We start from the raw sequence: 18341 nt of genomic DNA, 5'->3' as shown, positions 1-18341 counted from the left end.
TTTTTTCTGTTGTGTATTATACTGTTTCATAGATATTCCTTTTTGTTTTTTTTAGCAATTTAAATTATAAGGAATATCTCATTTTTTTTAAACTAAAAGTGTGCAATATCTATGGAACTTAAACAATGTAAAATTAATATAGATATTGACTTTTTCGATATATTATGTATAATATGGTTTGGAATTAATATATTTATAAGGTTATTTTAGTGTTTGGCAATTTAACTAAGTCTATATCTAATGTATTCTCTAAAATACAAGGTAAAAAAGTACTAACAGATAAAGATATATCCGATAGTCTAATAACAATAAAAGAAGCTTTATTGTCAGCAGATGTATCTTTAGAAGCAGCTGATAAATTTTTAGAAGAAGCTACTAATAGAGCCATAGGAAAGGAAAAATTAGAAGGTGTAGATCCAGCCAATCAATTTGTAGCTGATGTTCATGATACTTTAGTTAATATGATAGGTGATGGCGAAACAGGATTGAAATTAGAGCCAGTGGAGAAAACCACAATAACACTTCTTTTCGGACTTCAGGGATCTGGTAAAACTACAACTTCAGCTAAATTAGCTAAATATTATAAAGATAAAAGACGCGTTATGCTTGTAGGTCTTGATGTTCATAGACCAGCAGCTATGGAACAGTTAGCCGTTTTGGCTAAAGAGGTAGGCGTTCCTTATCATATAGATACCAAAGAAAAAAAAGCCTATAAAATACTTAAAAAAGCTCTTGCCATAGCAAAAAAAGAGCAATATAACATGATATTAGTAGATACAGCAGGTCGTTTGGAAATAGATGAAGAAATGATGCTTGAGTTAAGACGCGTTGTTAATTCTGCTAATGTTACAGAAAAGTTATTGGTAGTTGATTCCACAGCAGGTCAAAGTGTATATGATGTTGCTAAAAGTTTTCAAAGCAATATTGGTATAAATGGTGTTATACTTACTAAATTTGATTCAGGAGTAAGAGGTGGTGCAGCCTTATCATTAAGATATGCTACAGGATCATCTGTAAGATTTATAGGTACAGGTGAGCATTTAGATGATATTGATGTTTTTGATGCTAAAAGAGTAGCAGGTCAAATACTTGGTATGGGTGATATAGTAAAATTGGTAGAAAAAGCCCGTGCCGCTATAAGTGAGAAAGAAGCTCAGGAAATGCTTCAGAAAGTTATAGAGAATAATTTTGATTATAATGATTTTCTCAAACAAATAGAGGCTACTTCAAAGATGGGTGGACTTAGTAAAATGACTTCTATGATTCCAGGTATGGCTAATGTTGATACTGAACTTATAAACCGTGAAGAAGAGAAGTTTAAAAAGTATAAGGCTATTATACAATCAATGACTAAAAAAGAAAGACTAGCCCTATTTCCTTTAAATAATTCAAGAAAAATGAGAATATCTAAAGGAAGCGGTCAAAGTGTTTATGATGTAAATCAATTAATAAAGCAATTTACTATGATGAAGAACATGATGGGTAGTACTAAAAAGATGGATAAGCTCGCAAAGTCCCTAGAGGGTATGGGTATGTCTATAGATGATTTAAACAAATTAATGTAAATAAACTTGGAGGAAAAGAAAGGTGGTAAAATTAAGATTAAAACGTATAGGTCGCAAACATGAGCCTCATTATCGTATTGTAGCAGCAGATGCTCGTTTCCCACGCGATGGTCGTTTTATTGAAGAACTAGGTTGGTTTAATCCTAAAGCTAAAGATGTATTATATAAGTTGAACATAGATGGCTTGAAAAAATGGCTTTCTAATGGTGCACAACCGACTTATGTAGTGAAAAGTATTCTTGTAAAAGAAGGTTTAATGGATAGAGATAAAGGTGCTCCTCTTGAAAGAAAGAAGAGAAAACCAGTAAAAAATCCTGGAAAAAGACGCAAACATCGTAAAGAAGCTAAGCCTGAATCTGCTGAGGAGAAAAGCGAAGCTTAATTACGTCTTATAATATATAAAGGAGTGTGCTATGACGGAAGAAAAAGAGCTTATTGAGTATTTGGCTAAAAAGTTGGTTGATGAGCCTGAGGGTGTTAGTGTAAAGGTTATTGAGGGTGAGAAGAGTACGATTCTGGAATTGAAAGTAAACCAAAGCGACATAGGTAAAATTATAGGTAAAAGAGGTCGTATTGCTCATGCATTACGTACCATTCTTTTTGCAGCTTCCATGAAAAGCGGCAAACGTGTAATGCTTGAGATTATTGACAATTGATTATTTTTTATGGCAAAATCACAGGTATACATGGTTTAAAAGGAGAGGTTGAAATAGCTTTTTCTGATAAAAGTTATTTTGACTCTCTTCATATCCTAAGTAAAAATATATCTGTCATTATAAATGATGAAACATTTGTTGTTCTAAATGTTAAGAAAAAAAATAAAGCTTTTGTTTTAGCTTTGAAAAATATTGATACTATAGAAAAAGCCAAAGGTTTAATAGGTCTTGATATATATATAGATTCTTCTGTTTTACCTGAACTTGATGAGGATACTTTTTATGAGGCTGAATTAATCGGATACAAAATCGTAGATACTGATGATAATTTATATGGTAAAATAGTTAATGTATATAGTCTTCCTTCAAATTATGTATTTGAAATTAAATTAAACGAAAATGATAATATAGTTTCTATACCTTTTGTTCATGCATACTTTGGAAAATCGAATAAGGAAGATAAAACTATTCAAATAATTAAAAAACCGATATTTGAAGATTAATTTATAAAAAATTATAATAATTTTCATATATTATTTTTTACTGATATTTTCAGTTATTAAATCGAATAAAATTAAAGGATGAAAGAATGAAAAAAATTATAACAATATTTATTGCTTTAATGTCTGCTTTTATTATATCATGTGGACAAAAAACTACAGATACACCAGCAGATACTGTATCAAACACAAATGATACTTCTGCTCATTCAGGACATGCTGCTCATACTGCAGGTTCAGAAATCATAGATTTGATGCATGCTCCTATGATGGAACAGGCTTTTCAAAAAACAGCTAATATAGATGCTGATTTCTTATTCAATATGATACCTCATCATAAAGGTGCTATTTTATCTTCTAAAAAGCTTTTAGAAACTACTAAAAATGAAAAATTAATAGAGTTGGCTAATAATATAATAATGAGTCAGGAACAAGAAGTTGCTGAGTTCACTCAATTAGTTGATGAATTAAATCAGAAGGGTACTGTATATGAAGATGTAGATACTGTTGCTTTAGGTGATGAGATGGAAGATATTATGAATAAAATGATGGAAGATATGGCTGCTATTGAAGTTACTGGAGATAATGATATAGATTTCTTAAAAGGTATGATACCTCATCATCAGGCGGCTGTTGATGTTTCTAAAAAGATATTAGAGTACACTAAAGATGAGAAAATAAAAGAAATAGCTAATAGAATAATATTAGCACAAGAAAAAGAAATAGCTGATATGAACAATATGCTTAATTCTTTATAAAATAATATTGGTATTTAATGAGAGCTAGAATTTTTATTCTAGCTCTTTTTTATGATAATTGACAAATTTATTTATTTTAGTATAATCTTACAATATTTAAATTATGGTATGATATTATGGCTGGAAAAAAAGATAAAAAATCAGGCAGTAACACTATTTCATCTGGAGAGATAGTAAGGAATAAAAAGGCTTTATTTAATTATGAGCTTGTGGAGAAATTTGAGGCTGGTATAGTTTTGCTTGGTACAGAAGTGAAGTCTTTAAGAGAGAGAAGCGTAAATATGTCTGACAGTTATGCATCTTTTAAAAAGGGAGAGCTTTTTGTAATTAATATGCATATATCTCCGTATCATTTTGGAAATAGAAATAATCATGAACCTTTGAGAGAAAGAAAACTCTTAATGAAAAAAAGAGAATTAAAACGTTTATATGGAAAAATTAAAGAGCAGGGGCTTACTTTAGTCCCTATTAAACTTTATTTTTCAAAGGGAAAGGTAAAGGTAGAATTGGCTTTGGCTAAAGGTAAAAAACTTCATGATAAAAGGGAAACTCTAAAAAGAAAAACTTTGGATAGAGAGATGGAGAGATATATTAAAAGATAATTTCATTCATATGATAAAGCATTTCTTATATAGAATTCTATTTTGCTGATATTATTAGATACTTCTTTTATATTTTCTTTTTTGTTATTTTCATCAGTTTTATATTTTTTTATTGAATCTATAAATTCTGTTAATAATCTTTTTATATTTGTCATTGATATTTTTTCAAATTGATTTGATAAAGTTTCTATTTTTTCTATTGTATTATAATCTATATTATTAATTCCGCTGAAAGCTATATCCGATAATAGCATTTCTAATTCTTTAATTAAATCAAAAATCATATTTACCTATTAGTGTCTTTTATTTTCAATAAATTTATACTGTATAAGAATGGAATATGTTTTTTTACTTTTACAATATAGAGTAAAGAAGATATAAATATTCCAATTAAAGCAAATATCAAAGATAAATTACTTACAGTGAATACTATTTGATATAATACAAGTATACATATTGGTATATATATACCTCCTGATAAGGCAGTAAGTATTAGAAATAAGAATAGCATAAATACAGGATTTCCCATAATACCATTATTAAATATACATTCTATTCCAACATGACTTTTAAATGTTTCTAAGTATAAGTATATCATAGAAATACATGCAAGTATAAAAAATGCAATTGCATATATTTTTTCTCTTTTTACTAAAAAACCCGCTATGAAGAAAGCTATGAGTATTACAGAGAAAATATAGCTGTCTAAAATAATGAAACAGGCAACTATTATTAATTCTGTTAATATTATAAATACCATAAGTGCAAAATTTTTCTTAATAGAAGAAAATCCAAAGAAAGTATACATTACAATCTTTGATTTAGCATTTCTATATTCATGGTATATACTTCTAAAATAGCTTATAAATATAAGAGCTATTGATACTAATAACAATGAAGGAAATAAGGTTGATGTTATCAGTATGGAGCTTCTAACATTTACATTATTAGGATCACCTATAAGCAGTTTTGAAGGTATAGTATTTTCTTTTTCAATATTTATATAACTGTATTCCTCATAAGATATATTAGTATTCCCCGTAGAGCCTACATATAGTATATGCATAAGGACTATACCATTACCTTCTTTTTTTAAATTTAATTTTGCTTTGGCAATTCCATTTTCATCTGTAGGTACAATATAAACATTTGTAGCTATTGCTTTAATTTTATTATCATCATCTTCTATTTCTTTTAATAATACTTCTTCTTTACTATCATCTATTACAAAATCGAACATATCAGGATTAAGCGAAGTAAATCTCACCAATCTATTTACAAGAGGAAATCCCCTTCTTTCTAGCATAATTGATATTTCATTTACTGAATTTGTATTTTCAGAAATAGTAAAATTATTTTCTTTTTTGTATGTGAATTTATATTCAGGACTTTTATTCGTTGTATTATCTTGAGCATAAACTATATTTAATATAGAAAGAAATATTATAAAATATTTTAACATTTATAAGAATCTCCTGATTAAAGAAATGGCATTCAATTTAATGATATATTTTAATTATCGAACAAATTAATAAAATTAAATAATATAATTTTTATATTATTTAACCTTATTAATTCTTTATGATACGAAAAAGTTTTATTAACAATTATAAAAACTATTAATAACCTTAATTAGTAAAAAAGAACACTATCTTTTTTAAGATTAGTGTTCTTTTATTTTATATTTTATTTTATAGCTGTTAATTATTTTATAATAGCAACTATCTCTTCATTTTTTACTATTAAATATTCAGTATCAGCTTCTTTTATTTGTATACCAGCATATTTATCATATATAACTATATCGCCTTTTTTTACTTTTATATCTTCGCTGTCGCCTACTTCTATAACTTCTGCTTTCTGAGTTTTTTCTTTAGCTGTATCTGGAAGAAGTATTCCGCTTGAAGTTTTTTCTTCTTGTTCTAATACTTTTAAAAGTACTCTGTCTGCTAATGGTTTAATAGATGACATATCAATTTTCTCCTTAAAATGTATTTATTTCAATAATTTTTTTAACATGATTTTCATGCTATTATATAATAAAAATCATTAAAAGTCAACAACTAACTAATACTCTATAAGAACATTGATAGGATACTTCTCTATTTCTTTTCTTCCATTTAATTCTTTTAATTCTATTAAGAAAGAAGAGCCTACAACAATACCGCCGAGTTTCTCTACCATTTTAATCATAGCAAGTGCAGTACCACCTGTAGCTATCAAATCATCTACTATTAATACTTTATCTCCTTTTTTGATAGCATCTTCATGCATATATAAAGTATCTGTACCATATTCTAATTCATACTCTTCTGATATAGTTTTGTAAGGTAATTTTCCTTTTTTTCTTACAGGTATAAAACCAATATTCATTTTATATGCCAATGCTGAACCTATTAAAAATCCTCTGCTTTCTGCTCCTACTATACAATCAATTTTTTCATTTGAAACTTGTTCAGCCATTTTATCTATAGCGTATTTAAAGGCATCTTTATTTTGAAGTAAAGTTGTAATATCTCTGAAAAGTATTCCTTTTTTAGGATAATCTTGAATGTTTCTTATATAGTTTTTTAACTCCATATAACACCTCATTATAATAAAAAATAATTATGTAAACAATACTGTTTCTAATTATAATGTTTTTACAAAAAAAATCAATGAAAATTTTATTATAAAAATTTTCAAAATCAAGTATTATGCTTGGCAACAGAATGAGATTCTATATTGGCGTTTTTCTTCCATTTTTATTGGAATAATAATAAATCAGGTTCAAAATCATACTTATAAAATTTCCAACTGCCGATAGAAGTACCAACCCTAAATTTCTTTTTGTTTTTAGATCAATTTACCGCACGTTGAACAGTATTATAAATATATGTTTAAGTACAAATATAATTTTAATTATAAAATATGATGCATTAACCGTGCGTTGAATAGATTAACAATCTAATCAAAACTTGGGTGGGCATGCTTTTACTAATGAAGTTTTAAATATAAATAAAATTAGAATTTCAAATTAAGGTAGAAAATATAAAAGGGCGGGGTATTAGTTACTAACAATATCTCTTAATTCATTTATAAGAATATTATTTATTTTATGAGTAGATACTGTGATTCTCAAGAAATCAGTAAGTATATTATCATTATCATATTTTTTTACTACTATATTTCTTTTTATAAGTTCATCATATATGTAATTGGAAGTTTTATTTACATGTTTTATTAATATAAAATTTGCTCTTGAAGGCACGACTATAAAACCTTCTTTACTTAAAATGGTGTCTAATCTTTCCCTTTCCAAAACTATATCAAATATATTTTTGTATGCAGTTTTTTCATCTCTTACAGATGCTATTGCTATTGTTTCAAATATTTTATTTATTCCGTATTTTTGTCTTAATGTAGACATGTTTTCTATATTTTTAGAATTTGATATTATAAAATTAATATTAAGCCCTGATATAGAATGAGAATGTGCTATAGACCTTATTATAATTAAGTTTTGATATTCATTTATTAATTTTATTGCACTTTCACCAGCAAAGTTTATATATGATTCATCTATTATATATATTCCTTCATAATGTTTCAAGAACTCTTCAATTTCTTTGATATTTATGAACAAACCTGTTTCAGCATTAGGATTACTTGCTATTATAATGGAATTGTTATTTTTCATATTCTTTTTTAGCGATATATTATAATCTTCATTTGCTTTTATTATATCATAATGCATTTTATAATATAGCAATATTTTTGTATATAAATCTCTATATGGTTCTAATAAGAATATTTTATGTTTATCATACGAATTAATAATACATGCAAAAGCTTCATACATTCCATTAACAGAAATGATATTATCCGTTTCTATATTGAAATATTTTGACATCTCTTCATCTAATTTTTTAGGACTGTACTCTGGAAAAAATTTTAGAGATGCTATATCAAATCTTTCAAGCTCTTTAATAATATTTTTTGACGGCTTGTATGGATTTTCATTTTTATCTAAAAAAATTTTTTTGCTCATATTCATTATCAATTTAAATTTATATTTTATAATTATCTTATTATTTTTAAATTAGTTTACACTTTTAAATTTTATGTTTAGTTAATGTAATATTTTTATCAAGCAATGTATTATGTTTAAATAAATAGTAAATCTTGTCGATAATCATGTGTAGGTTGATTATTCAAATCACCCTGAATTTTGTATATTATATCTTAAATTAAGAGGCAGATTTCAATGTCAGTTAAACAGGTTTCCGATCAAGAAATATTATCAATGTATTTAAATTATGAAGCAGTTGAAAAGGGTTTATCATCGAATACCCTAGAATCTTATAAAAGAGATATTGTAATATATCTTGATTTTTTAAGCAGGAATAAAAAATCTATTTTGAAAGCTACAAGAAAGGATATAGAGAAATTTCTAAGCGAAAGAAAAGAACAAGGCTCTAAATCGAGAACTGTAGCTAGAAATAAGGTAAGTATAGTTAATCTCTATAAATTTTTAGTTATGGAAAATTATATTTCTAAAAATCCTACAGATAATTTGGAAGTTATACGTTTAAAGAGGGTACTACCTGAATCTCTGACAACAACAGAGGTAGATGATTTGCTTTCAGTTCATAATGAAAAAACTGATAAAGGTTTAAGAGATAAAGCTATATTTGAACTTATGTATTCATCTGGACTTAGAGTAAGTGAAATTTGTTCTTTAAAGATTGAAGATATATTTTTTGAAGGTAAATATTTAAAGATATGCGGTAAGGGAAAGAGGGAGAGAATAGTTCCTATTAATGATAGGGCTTTGGATATATTACAAAGATATATTCAAACAAGCAGAGTAATAATGGTTAAGGGCAAGAAAACAAGTGAATTGTTTTTAAATTTCAGAGGCGACAAGATTTCAAGGGTAGGTATTTGGAAAATAGTTAAGGAGGCTATGAAGAAGAGTAAAATCGAAAAGAATATTTATCCTCATACTTTAAGGCATAGTTTTGCAACACATCTTATACAGCATGGAGCAGATTTAAGAGCCGTACAAAGAATGCTTGGACATTCGGATATTACAACAACAGAAATTTATACGCATGTAGATTCAGCACATCTAAAAAAGCAAATAGCAAAACATCCTAAACATTCAAAACATGCTAGACAAAATACTAATATATAAAAAAATAAAAAGAATTGGAAATATAAATATATGAAACGAAGCATAATAGCCACAACAATATTATTACTAGTATCTATATCATTGGTAGCTTTAACCTTTGGTATAGGCGAGAGAATGACAATAGTTAGCTATAATAATGATACCAGTTATCTTTTTGATGGAACATCTAAAAATCATAGGATAGATATGTATAATCCTGATTCTCTTTCTCTTGTTACATCAAAGCCGATATACGATTATGATTTATCCGTAGATTTGGAGGATATATATACGGAAGAAGAAATTAGTGCTGATTCGGATATAGAATATTTAAGTCAGAATCTTCTTCTTAGTGATGATGAGTTTAGCAGCGAAATGCCTAATCCTAATATACTTCCTGCTATGGTATTCAATGCTAATACTACAGATAAAGCTGCTGATAAACTTAGCGAGGCTGTAGATGCTGCTATAAGAAATTCTAGAAATAGAGAAGCACCTAGAGTGGCAATAGATTTATCAAAAATATCAGTATTTAGATATGAGCCTGTAGTAATTAATGCTTCTGTATACACTGAAGATGTAGTAAAAAATATAAGTATATATGTAAGATATAAAAAAGATAAAATAGTTAGAATGAATGGAGATGAAAGATATTCTATAAATGTATTTAAAGTAAAAAATTCAGAATATAAAGGAACTTATCTTCATCCATTCGGTGGAACTTTAGGAGAATATCAGGCTATAGTATTAGTTCAAACTAAAAACGGTGTTTACGGATATACTAAAGATTTCACAGTAAAGGGTAGACAATCTCCGTCTGCTAAAGAAACAAAGAAAATAGCTACTTTAGAGTATGCAATAGATTTAACTACTAAAAAAATCCCAAGCGTAGAAACAGGAGAGCCTACTAGTTATGATGCTATATATGATTGGATTCGTTATATGAAATGCGATATATTTTGGGCTATAGGCGGACAGACTACAGGTTGGACAGGAGGTATTACTCCAGAGGAACCTTGGGCAAAAGCTATGATAAAGAATATAGAAAATCTTGCTGCAAGTAAAGCTAAAGGTAATATTGAGCTAGGTGCTTATGTTATGAGTTATTTTGCAGCAGGTGGCGGTGCTAGAAAGGGAGGTTATGAGGTATCTGTAGGTTATAATTCAGCTACTCAAAGTCTTGTAGAAAGCAGACATATATCTTTAGATGATCCTAAAAGGGTAGAGGATATTATAGATATATTAAAAAAATATGACTCCAATCCTAATATATCATATGTAGGACTTGACTTCATAAGAACAGGAGAAGTTGATGGTTATGAAATGGTTGATGAGATGGTTGATCTTACTGGAGTTTATGTACCTGCGAGTTGGTCTACTATGAGTAAGGCTGCTCGTATGCGTTGGCTTGCTGTAAACAGAGGAAGAAAAGAAATAGGAATGAAGTGGAGATGGTTCAGAGCACATAAAGAAGCCCTTATAATAAAAGCTATAAAAGATTCTGGTATTAAGAAAAAATTATGGGCATTTACTTTAGGCTGGAATCATGGTCAGGAGCATGGACAGGATCCTTATATGTTCTTTGATGCTGGTATTGATTATGATGCAGTGATGATATATGAAGCTAGCCGTCCTCAGCATGTAGGTATGCTTGCTGCTTGGCCTCAGTATTTATCAGGTGAGTATAATGTATTAGTTGGAAATATGATAGATAATAGACTTCAGGACGGAAGTTTAAGACCTGAACTTGAATATATGAGAAGAGTTTATGAATCTGAAGCTAAATTCAATAGAAGTAGCAGGATAAGAGGAATATTCTTCCATGATGTATCAAGAATGTTATGGTCTAAATTCAGAGGCTCTGGAAACAATATAAGAGAATGGGCTAATATTAATGCATCTATTGTTTCAAGAATAGAAGAAAAATATTCTGAAAACCCATTCAATGTTACAGTTAAGCTTGATGAGAGAAACAGAACAGGAGTACTTACTATAGTTAATAGAACTTCTAAAAATCAAAATGATGTAACTATTAAAACTGATTTGGCTCAGGCTCTATCTACAATAGTGCTTGATAAAGAAACAGTTGATATAGCGGCAGGAGAAACTGTTGAAATAGGTTTCAGATATGCTTATGGCAGAAGTAGATATTCTTCGCTTATGGCTTTTAGAGTGGCTTCCTCTTCAGGCGAGGAGAATGTGGCTGTTGCCTATACTTTACTTAATTCTTTAAGGGCTAGACCTAAACAAGAAGAAGGTGCTACTTTAGCCAAAAGTGAAGATAAGAAAAAAGAATACGAAAAAGTAAAAGACAATTAAAAAATTAATTATTTATAGAAAAAGAGTATGCTTTTATAGTATACCCTTTTTCTATAAAATCATAGAAGTATACATGCTTATTGAATAAAATTACGGCTATTATGCTTTGATAAAATTAATACAAATAAAGTATTTAATTTTATAGTGTGTGCTATGAATGAAAGTTTTATATAATTTTTGTAAAAAAGTTAATACGCCGTAAATTTATTTTTAATCTTTTATATAATACCTATATCCTGATTGTTTTACAGCATCTTCAAATAGTTTATTGTCCAATTCCTGTTTAGTTAATATTACAGCCTCTTCATCATCAAAACTTACTTTAGCATATACATCTTGAATTTTATTAAAATTATTTTCTAATATCTTGGCACAATGCGTACAGGTCATTCCACCTATTTTTATTATTTTTTTATACGGATAGTTATTTTTATTTTTATCTTTTACTTTCACTTTTTTTATGATTTCTGATCCGCCTCCTGAAGAACAGCATTTTCCAGATTTCATTTTTTTTATATAATTTATTATAGATAATGCAGCTACTATGATAATTACTGATAATATTAAAATTTTTTCCATTAATAATAAATTCTCCTTAAAAGTTTTGTATAGAAAATAAATTGTTTTAGTATTCTAACAAATATAATATCTATGTCAATATATTTTTATAAAAAAATACTTATATCATTTAATTTTAAGTTTTAAATTCCGTATTTATTATATATTATATTATTTAATTATAAGGGAATTAAAATGAATAGATATATATTATTAATTTCATTTTTTATTATATCAACTAGTTCATCTTTCTTGTATTCGCAAATAAATAATGATGATAATAATACTACTAATGCTCTAAAAAGCAGATTATTTTTTACAGAGAGAGATAAATTAAGTTCAAAGATAAATATATATACTTATTGGAAAGATACATATAAATATTTACGGGATAATAGATTTAGATTTTATAAAAGAGCTGGAAGAACTTTAACATTAGAGTTTAGATATAAATATCCTAGCAGAATGCAAGTAAATAATGGTACTCCTATTATATTTACATTTGATGACGGAAGTACGGTTCAATTAACTAATGTACAGAAAGTTATTTATAATCCATATTTAATGGGTGATATCAATTATTATGATATAGAAGTAAGATATAAATTCAATCAAGATAGTGAATTCGATAGTTTTACCAGCAAGTCTATATCCAATATAAGATTCAATTTTATTAATCAATTTGGAGAAGATGATTATGAAGATATAGGAATCTCTATATTATCTACAAGCAATTGGCAGGAAATATTCAATGCTTTCAAAAATGGTATGGAGGCATTAGATGAAATACAATCCAATGATAATAATAATTAAATATTTATATTAATTTACAAGCCATTAGATCCTGCTCTATAGAATTACTTAAGAATTCCACGAATACATCATATAGTATAGGGTCTAATTTTACATGTTTTTCAATAAAATCTTCTCTCATAATATTTAGAGCCTCTTCAGGACTGAATGTTTTACCACCTCTATACTTTCTTGCAGGGTCTATTAATGCATCATATACATCTATAATTTCAAGCATTTTTGCAGGGAAATATGCAAAAGCTTCGCATTCATCTATAGCTTTAGCATCATATGTCATAATTTTCTGTATCTGGAAATTAGGATATTTTTCCAATTTTAATTTATATAAATGATCATAAGGACCATATCCTAATCCATAATATTCATGATGCAAAGCAACTGTTAATATTACTTCCAATGGATATTCAGAGGTTTGACTTACCAAAGCATAACTATTAAATAAATGCTTTTTTATTCTCTCATAATCTCTTCCATTAGCTCCTTCAAAATAATCCAAATCCTTAACCTTTCCTATATCATGAAGCAAAGCACCAACGGAATAAAGATTCATTTCTCTCTCTTCTATAGTTTTAATACCTTTATCTATACAATCTTCCACAGTAGCCAAATTCCTATGTACATTTTCTTTATTGAATATAGTTTCAACTTGTTCATAAAATTTTTGATATTTATTTATATATGAAGTTCTTATTTTATGTACTAAATGTCTTCTATTAATCAAATTATTATAGAATACCATAAAATTCACATAAGAAATAAATACTCTATTAGAATGCGACATTACGCCTCCATCAGAGTAGTTTCTAAGTTCATCAAATACCTTTTGTGTTTCAGTATTAGCCGAAAGCATATCAACTATTGTAGTAACCAAATTTGTTGTAGTTTCAGTAATTTCCTGATTTTCTATTTTAGCCTGTTCCTGAGTGATTTCTTCACCTTTAATTTTTTGAATACTTTCAAACATAGTAACTTTGGCAATTAGCCCCACATCATTTCCAACATTAACTATTTGCTGTGCTGTATTTTTATTTATACCAACATCTTTATTCACACGAATTTGCTTCAATTCTATATCATAATTTTTTATAGTATTAACTTTTTCATTATAAGTCATTTTAGAGATTTCAGATATTCTTTTTCCCATCTCTTTTTCTGATTCTTTAGGAGTTCTAAATACATAAGGAGTAGATTCTGAAACTTCTCCACTTGTAGTATTTGTTTGAATAATTGATTTAAATTCCTCTATAAACATAGAAAAATTTTTAGGTATATATATTTTTAAATTACTGTATTTATCATTATCTATTACCAAACCCAACTGTTCCGTTGGAAATGATATCAATTTTTTTTCTTTATCTAATCTAAATAATGGTATATTATGGGCAACTAATTGATCTTTTATGGATTTAAGTTCTTTTACGGTAAGAATTTCATATTTTGATATTAAATCATTCATTATTAAATTTCCTTAATATACTATTTTAAGTTTGTATTATATAATATTTTAAAAAAAATGAAATAATAAAAATTATTTTTTTATTTTTACTCCGGGACATGCTCTATTAAATTTACCCGCTATTAAATTACCATTTTTATCAGTATATTCCTTCCAATATGGAAATGTAGCACATTGATTAGGTTTGGAATTATTTATAGTACATCTGTTATTTTCATCTAAAAATGTGCAAGGCTTATCTTCAGTTACTTTTATATGATATCCATATCCTTCTTCATATTCTAAATATTGATTAATAAAAAATAAAGGGGATATTTCCAATAATTTGGATGCTCTTTTTATATCATCATCTGTAAAAAAAACATATCCTTTTTCTTTACAGCATATTCCGCAGCCTGTACATGAGAATGTTAATATAGAGTTTTTATTTTTTTTAGATTTTTTCATTTTAGATTATTTTAATATAGAATTAGCTTGAGATTTCATTGTATTAGCAATATTTTGTTTTCCCATTTTTAAATACATTTCAGACACTTTTATATAATCATTATATAATGATTTTTTTTCACTATCGTTCATATCCTCAACTTTTTTTTTTTCTCCCTTCGGGATTTTGATATCAATATTAAATACTATGTTATCTGGATTATTTATTATATTCTCATTTAGAACGACTATAGAAGGCCATCTTCTACCATCTCCTAATTCTTTGGTTGCTATTGATGATAAAGTATCTGTCCATTTAGTTTTATATGTATCCGTATTGTATGATAATGCTGTATTTTTCTGAGTGTTATTTATAGAGGCATTTGTATTAGCAACTGGTGGATTAGGTGGAGGTGTTGGAGGAGTAGGCGGTGTTATTTCTGGTGATTTTGGAGGCGTTGGAGGAGTAGGTACTGTAGCTGCTGTATTGGTTTTTGTATTTGCTACAGTATTGTTAGTCTGAGGTTTTACTGTAGTATTATTAGTTTGCGGTTTTACTGTATTAGTTTGAGTATTTACTGCAGTATTATTAGTTTGCGGTTTTACTGTATTAGTTTGAGTATTTATTGTAGCATTATTAGTTTGTGGTTTTACTGTATTAGTTTGAGTATTTACTGCAGTATTATTAGTTTGCGGTTTTACTGTATTAGTTTGAGTATTTACTGCAGTATTATTGGTTTGTGGTTTTGTGTTTGTAGGAGATATAATATTATTTGTTTTAAGATCATTAGTGTTTAACAAATTATTATTTTCTACAGTTTCATTTGTAACTATTTCATAGAATCCATCATCAGATTGATTATTTTTTCCTGAGAAGAATTGAATACCTAAAAATGATAGTCCTAATATTATTATTATAATTCCTACTATAGGTACTATTTTATTAGATTTTTTATTTTCATTTACAGAATGATCAAGAGCAACATACCGCTCTGCAGGTTTCTTTTCTATTTCTGGTAAAGAAGCACTTTTTAATTCATCTTCTGTTTCTATTATTTTTATTTCTTTATCTTTTAATTCCTGTATTTTTTCATTTATTTCTTCTTCATTTTCATTGCTTAATTCTGTATTAGAATAATCTTTATAATTTTCTATAGAAATATTATCAGGAATAGTAGGAGCATCTTTTATAGCTTTATCAATATTTTCCTGTTGGAATTTAGTTTTCTGAATATGTTCATCTTCAATAGGTATTACAACAGGTCTTTTAAATATATCGCTTTTACTGTATGTGGCTTTTTCTTCTGCTGGTTTTTCTTCTTCGATTTTCTCTTCAGCCTTTTCCTCTATTTTTTCATTGACAGTTTCTTCAGATGTTTTTTCTTCGCTATACTGTTTTTCTTCTGTGATAGTTTCTTCTGTTTTTATTTCTTCTTTTGTTTCAAAATTATTTATATTATTATCAGAAGTTTCATAATTATTTTCTGTTTTTTCAGTTATTTCATCTTCTTGTTTTTCCTCTGTGATAGTTTCTTCAGTATTATCCTCTTTTTTGAAAGTTTCAAAAGAATAAGGGGAAGAAGTTTCAGCATTAACTATTGAAGATGTTGTATTTTCTCTGTTTAATGTATTATTTTCTTCTTCTGGTTTATTTATATTATCATTTTTTATATTTTCATCTGCTGTAATTTCTTTTTTTTCATCTCTTATATTATGAGCTGCGAATACACTGCTTATAACAGGTTTAGATATATTTAACTCCTCATTACTTTTATTGCTTATATTATCAACGCTGTCATCATCTACTATGGCTATACGCTTTTTTACGCTTACAGGTCTTGATACATTTTGAGATTTAGCTTTTATAGCCTCTTTAAGAAGAGTTATAGACTCTCTTTCAGTTTTATTTTCAGTATTTTCTGTTTTTATTGATTCAATCTTTCTAACAGGAGCTGAAGTTTTAAATATACTTTTTCTGTCAGAAGTTTTTTTATCAGCAGTAGCCTCTTTTATAAGTTCTTTTAAATCCTTTTTTTCTTCTTTTGGCTGCTCTTCTTTTTTCACTACAGAATCTAATGATTTAGTTTCTATTTTTGTATCTTTTTCCTCTATTTTTTCATCAATTACTGGTGTTTCTATGGCTTTTTCAGTAGCAGTAGTTTTCTTAGCCGTAGACTTTTTAGGAGTTTCAGCTTTTTCAGTAGCAGCTGTTTTTTTAGCTGTAGACTTTTTAGGAGTTTCAGCTTTTTCAGTAGTAGCTGTTTTTTTAGCTGTGGTCTTTTTAGGAGTTTCAGCTTTTTCAGTAGTAGCTGTTTTTTTAGCTGTGGTCTTTTTAGGAGTTTCAGCTTTTTCAGTAGCAGCTGTTTTTTTAGCTGTAGACTTTTTAGGAGTTTCAGCTTTTTCAGTAGCAGCTGTTTTTTTAGCTGTAGACTTTTTAGGAGTTTCAGCTTTTTCAGTAGCAGCTGTTTTTTTAGCTGTGGTCTTTTTAGGAGTAGCAGCTGTTTTCTTTGTTTCTTTAGATTCTTCTTTTTTATTTGTTGTGTTAGTTTTTTTTGTTGCCATAGTTTTACTCTGTTATATTTTGTTTTCTGTTTATTATTATATTTTTTATAGTATTCATTGTTTTTTCATCAAATATGTTTTCTGTAATATTTCCTTTTTTTAATGAATCTATAAGGTATTTATTTAAATTTATGTCTTTATTTAAATTATTCTCTTTAGCTATATAAATATAATTACACATAGATAAAATCACTCTAAGCTGATTACCATCTGAAGAATATTTATCTATTAATTTTTGAGGTTCATCTATACCTAAACAACTTAAATTATAACAAACTTTAAAGAAAAGTTTATTAGTAACTTGCTTAATTTGATTATCTTTTTTATTTTTTTTATTTACTTTATAGAGTATAGAGAAATCTCTCTCTTCAAAATTGCATACAGCCGCATAAAATTTTTCCTGATATGGCATAAGATAATGATGGCTTTTAGTTTTAGATTCTACTCTAGTAATAAATCCCTTTTCTTCTAATAGATCTATAGATTTTACTACAGTAGCATTTCCTCCTATACCAGCTTCATTCAATATTTGCGAATGTGTAGTTTTTGCAATTCCAAGTTCATAGTCATAATTGGCAACTAAAGTTCTATATACTTCTTTAGCTGATAAAGGCAGTTTCTTCCAAACATTATTTTCTGTTATAGATTTTGGAATAAAAGAACACAATGATGATATTGATAGAAATGTTTCTTTATCTATTGTTTTTAACTGAGCTTTATTAATTATATCTATGATGTTTTCCAAAATTTTACTCCAATTGTATACTGCTATATAATATATCTAAATGAATATAAAATCAAGCTGTAAAAAAAATTATATATTTTGTTTTTAAAAATTAGCAATATTTTATCGGCTTAATTTTTATTAAATATATTTTTTGTATGTTTGTGATTAAAATTTCCCAAAATTTCCAAAAAATACAATAAAATTCGATTATTTTTCTAAAATTTAGGCTTTTGATTTGGTA

General features: G+C 27.3%; 19 protein-coding genes. 9 read left to right on the top strand and 10 right to left on the bottom strand.

Going from position 1 to position 18341, the window contains the following annotated elements:
• The first annotated feature begins 209 nt into the window (after positions 1-209).
• The 6 genes from Q1J76_RS00495 to smpB all read left to right on the top strand — a co-directional run bounded on the left by Q1J76_RS00495 (position 210) and on the right by smpB (position 4081).
• Positions 210-1565 (top strand): signal recognition particle protein, encoded by a 1356-nt coding sequence (locus Q1J76_RS00495; protein ID WP_300365244.1) that lies wholly within the window; start codon positions 210-212, stop codon positions 1563-1565.
• A 22-nt stretch (positions 1566-1587) separates the two neighbouring features.
• Positions 1588-1947, top strand: a complete 360-nt coding sequence (gene rpsP, locus Q1J76_RS00490) for a 30S ribosomal protein S16 (RefSeq protein ID WP_498034115.1) — start codon at positions 1588-1590, stop codon at positions 1945-1947.
• Positions 1948-1978: 31 nt separating this feature from the next.
• Positions 1979-2221: a KH domain-containing protein gene (locus Q1J76_RS00485; protein WP_008726607.1), complete on the top strand. Its 243-nt coding sequence runs from the start codon at positions 1979-1981 to the stop codon at positions 2219-2221.
• Complete coding sequence (gene rimM / locus Q1J76_RS00480) at positions 2218-2724, top strand: ribosome maturation factor RimM (RefSeq protein WP_300365238.1); 507 nt, start codon at positions 2218-2220, stop codon at positions 2722-2724. Before Q1J76_RS00485 ends, rimM begins: the two co-directional genes overlap by 4 nt.
• A gap of 86 nt (positions 2725-2810) precedes the next feature.
• Positions 2811-3479 (top strand): DUF305 domain-containing protein, encoded by a 669-nt coding sequence (locus Q1J76_RS00475; RefSeq protein WP_300365235.1) that lies wholly within the window; start codon positions 2811-2813, stop codon positions 3477-3479.
• 116 nt (positions 3480-3595) lie between these two features.
• Positions 3596-4081: an SsrA-binding protein SmpB gene (gene smpB, locus Q1J76_RS00470; RefSeq protein WP_300365232.1), complete on the top strand. Its 486-nt coding sequence runs from the start codon at positions 3596-3598 to the stop codon at positions 4079-4081.
• Positions 4082-4083: 2 nt separating this feature from the next.
• Here smpB and Q1J76_RS00465 read toward each other — a convergent pair whose 3' ends face one another.
• The 5 genes from Q1J76_RS00465 to Q1J76_RS00445 form a co-directional block, all read right to left on the bottom strand.
• The gene (locus tag Q1J76_RS00465) at positions 4084-4365 is read right to left on the bottom strand and encodes a hypothetical protein (protein WP_300365229.1); all 282 of its coding nucleotides are present in this window, start codon (positions 4363-4365) and stop codon (positions 4084-4086) included.
• Positions 4366-4367: 2 nt separating this feature from the next.
• Positions 4368-5543 carry a hypothetical protein gene (locus Q1J76_RS00460; protein WP_300365226.1) on the bottom strand — a complete coding sequence of 392 codons (1176 nt, stop codon included), beginning with the start codon at positions 5541-5543 and terminating at the stop codon, positions 4368-4370.
• Positions 5544-5785: 242 nt separating this feature from the next.
• Positions 5786-6052, bottom strand: coding sequence for a co-chaperone GroES (locus tag Q1J76_RS00455; protein WP_300365224.1), 267 nt, complete (start codon positions 6050-6052; stop codon positions 5786-5788).
• Positions 6053-6148: 96 nt separating this feature from the next.
• The gene (locus tag Q1J76_RS00450; protein WP_300365222.1) at positions 6149-6661 is read right to left on the bottom strand and encodes an adenine phosphoribosyltransferase; all 513 of its coding nucleotides are present in this window, start codon (positions 6659-6661) and stop codon (positions 6149-6151) included.
• Between the two features lie 466 nt (positions 6662-7127).
• Positions 7128-8111, bottom strand: a complete 984-nt coding sequence (locus Q1J76_RS00445; protein WP_300365219.1) for an aminotransferase class I/II-fold pyridoxal phosphate-dependent enzyme — start codon at positions 8109-8111, stop codon at positions 7128-7130.
• A gap of 216 nt (positions 8112-8327) precedes the next feature.
• Between Q1J76_RS00445 and xerD the strand changes: the two genes are divergently transcribed.
• Both xerD and Q1J76_RS00435 read left to right on the top strand, forming a co-directional pair.
• Positions 8328-9260 (top strand): site-specific tyrosine recombinase XerD, encoded by a 933-nt coding sequence (gene xerD / locus Q1J76_RS00440; RefSeq protein ID WP_300365216.1) that lies wholly within the window; start codon positions 8328-8330, stop codon positions 9258-9260.
• Positions 9261-9290: 30 nt separating this feature from the next.
• Entirely contained in the window at positions 9291-11558 is a 2268-nt protein-coding gene (locus tag Q1J76_RS00435; RefSeq protein WP_300365213.1) for a hypothetical protein, read from the top strand.
• 210 nt (positions 11559-11768) lie between these two features.
• Here the strand turns inward: Q1J76_RS00435 and Q1J76_RS00430 are convergent, their stop codons facing one another.
• Positions 11769-12137, bottom strand: coding sequence for a heavy-metal-associated domain-containing protein (locus Q1J76_RS00430; RefSeq protein WP_300365210.1), 369 nt, complete (start codon positions 12135-12137; stop codon positions 11769-11771).
• A 174-nt stretch (positions 12138-12311) separates the two neighbouring features.
• On the opposite strand from Q1J76_RS00430, the gene Q1J76_RS00425 reads away from it, so the two are divergent.
• The gene (locus Q1J76_RS00425; protein WP_300365207.1) at positions 12312-12929 is read left to right on the top strand and encodes a hypothetical protein; all 618 of its coding nucleotides are present in this window, start codon (positions 12312-12314) and stop codon (positions 12927-12929) included.
• A gap of 4 nt (positions 12930-12933) precedes the next feature.
• Here Q1J76_RS00425 and Q1J76_RS00420 read toward each other — a convergent pair whose 3' ends face one another.
• The 4 genes from Q1J76_RS00420 to Q1J76_RS00405 all read right to left on the bottom strand — a co-directional run bounded on the left by Q1J76_RS00420 (position 12934) and on the right by Q1J76_RS00405 (position 18118).
• Positions 12934-14385 (bottom strand): HD-GYP domain-containing protein, encoded by a 1452-nt coding sequence (locus tag Q1J76_RS00420; RefSeq protein WP_300365204.1) that lies wholly within the window; start codon positions 14383-14385, stop codon positions 12934-12936.
• A 72-nt stretch (positions 14386-14457) separates the two neighbouring features.
• On the bottom strand, positions 14458-14832 hold the full coding sequence (locus tag Q1J76_RS00415; protein ID WP_300365201.1) for a YkgJ family cysteine cluster protein: 375 nt from the start codon (positions 14830-14832) through the stop codon (positions 14458-14460).
• A 6-nt stretch (positions 14833-14838) separates the two neighbouring features.
• Positions 14839-17373, bottom strand: a complete 2535-nt coding sequence (locus tag Q1J76_RS00410; protein ID WP_300365198.1) for a hypothetical protein — start codon at positions 17371-17373, stop codon at positions 14839-14841.
• Positions 17374-17377: 4 nt separating this feature from the next.
• Entirely contained in the window at positions 17378-18118 is a 741-nt protein-coding gene (locus Q1J76_RS00405) for a hypothetical protein (protein WP_300365195.1), read from the bottom strand.
• Between the last annotated feature and the right edge of the window lie 223 nt (positions 18119-18341).

It is taken from the genome of Brachyspira sp. (assembly GCF_029258575.1).
Lineage (GTDB): Bacteria > Spirochaetota > Brachyspiria > Brachyspirales > Brachyspiraceae > Brachyspira.
This window is presented reverse-complemented; position numbering and strand designations above follow the sequence as displayed.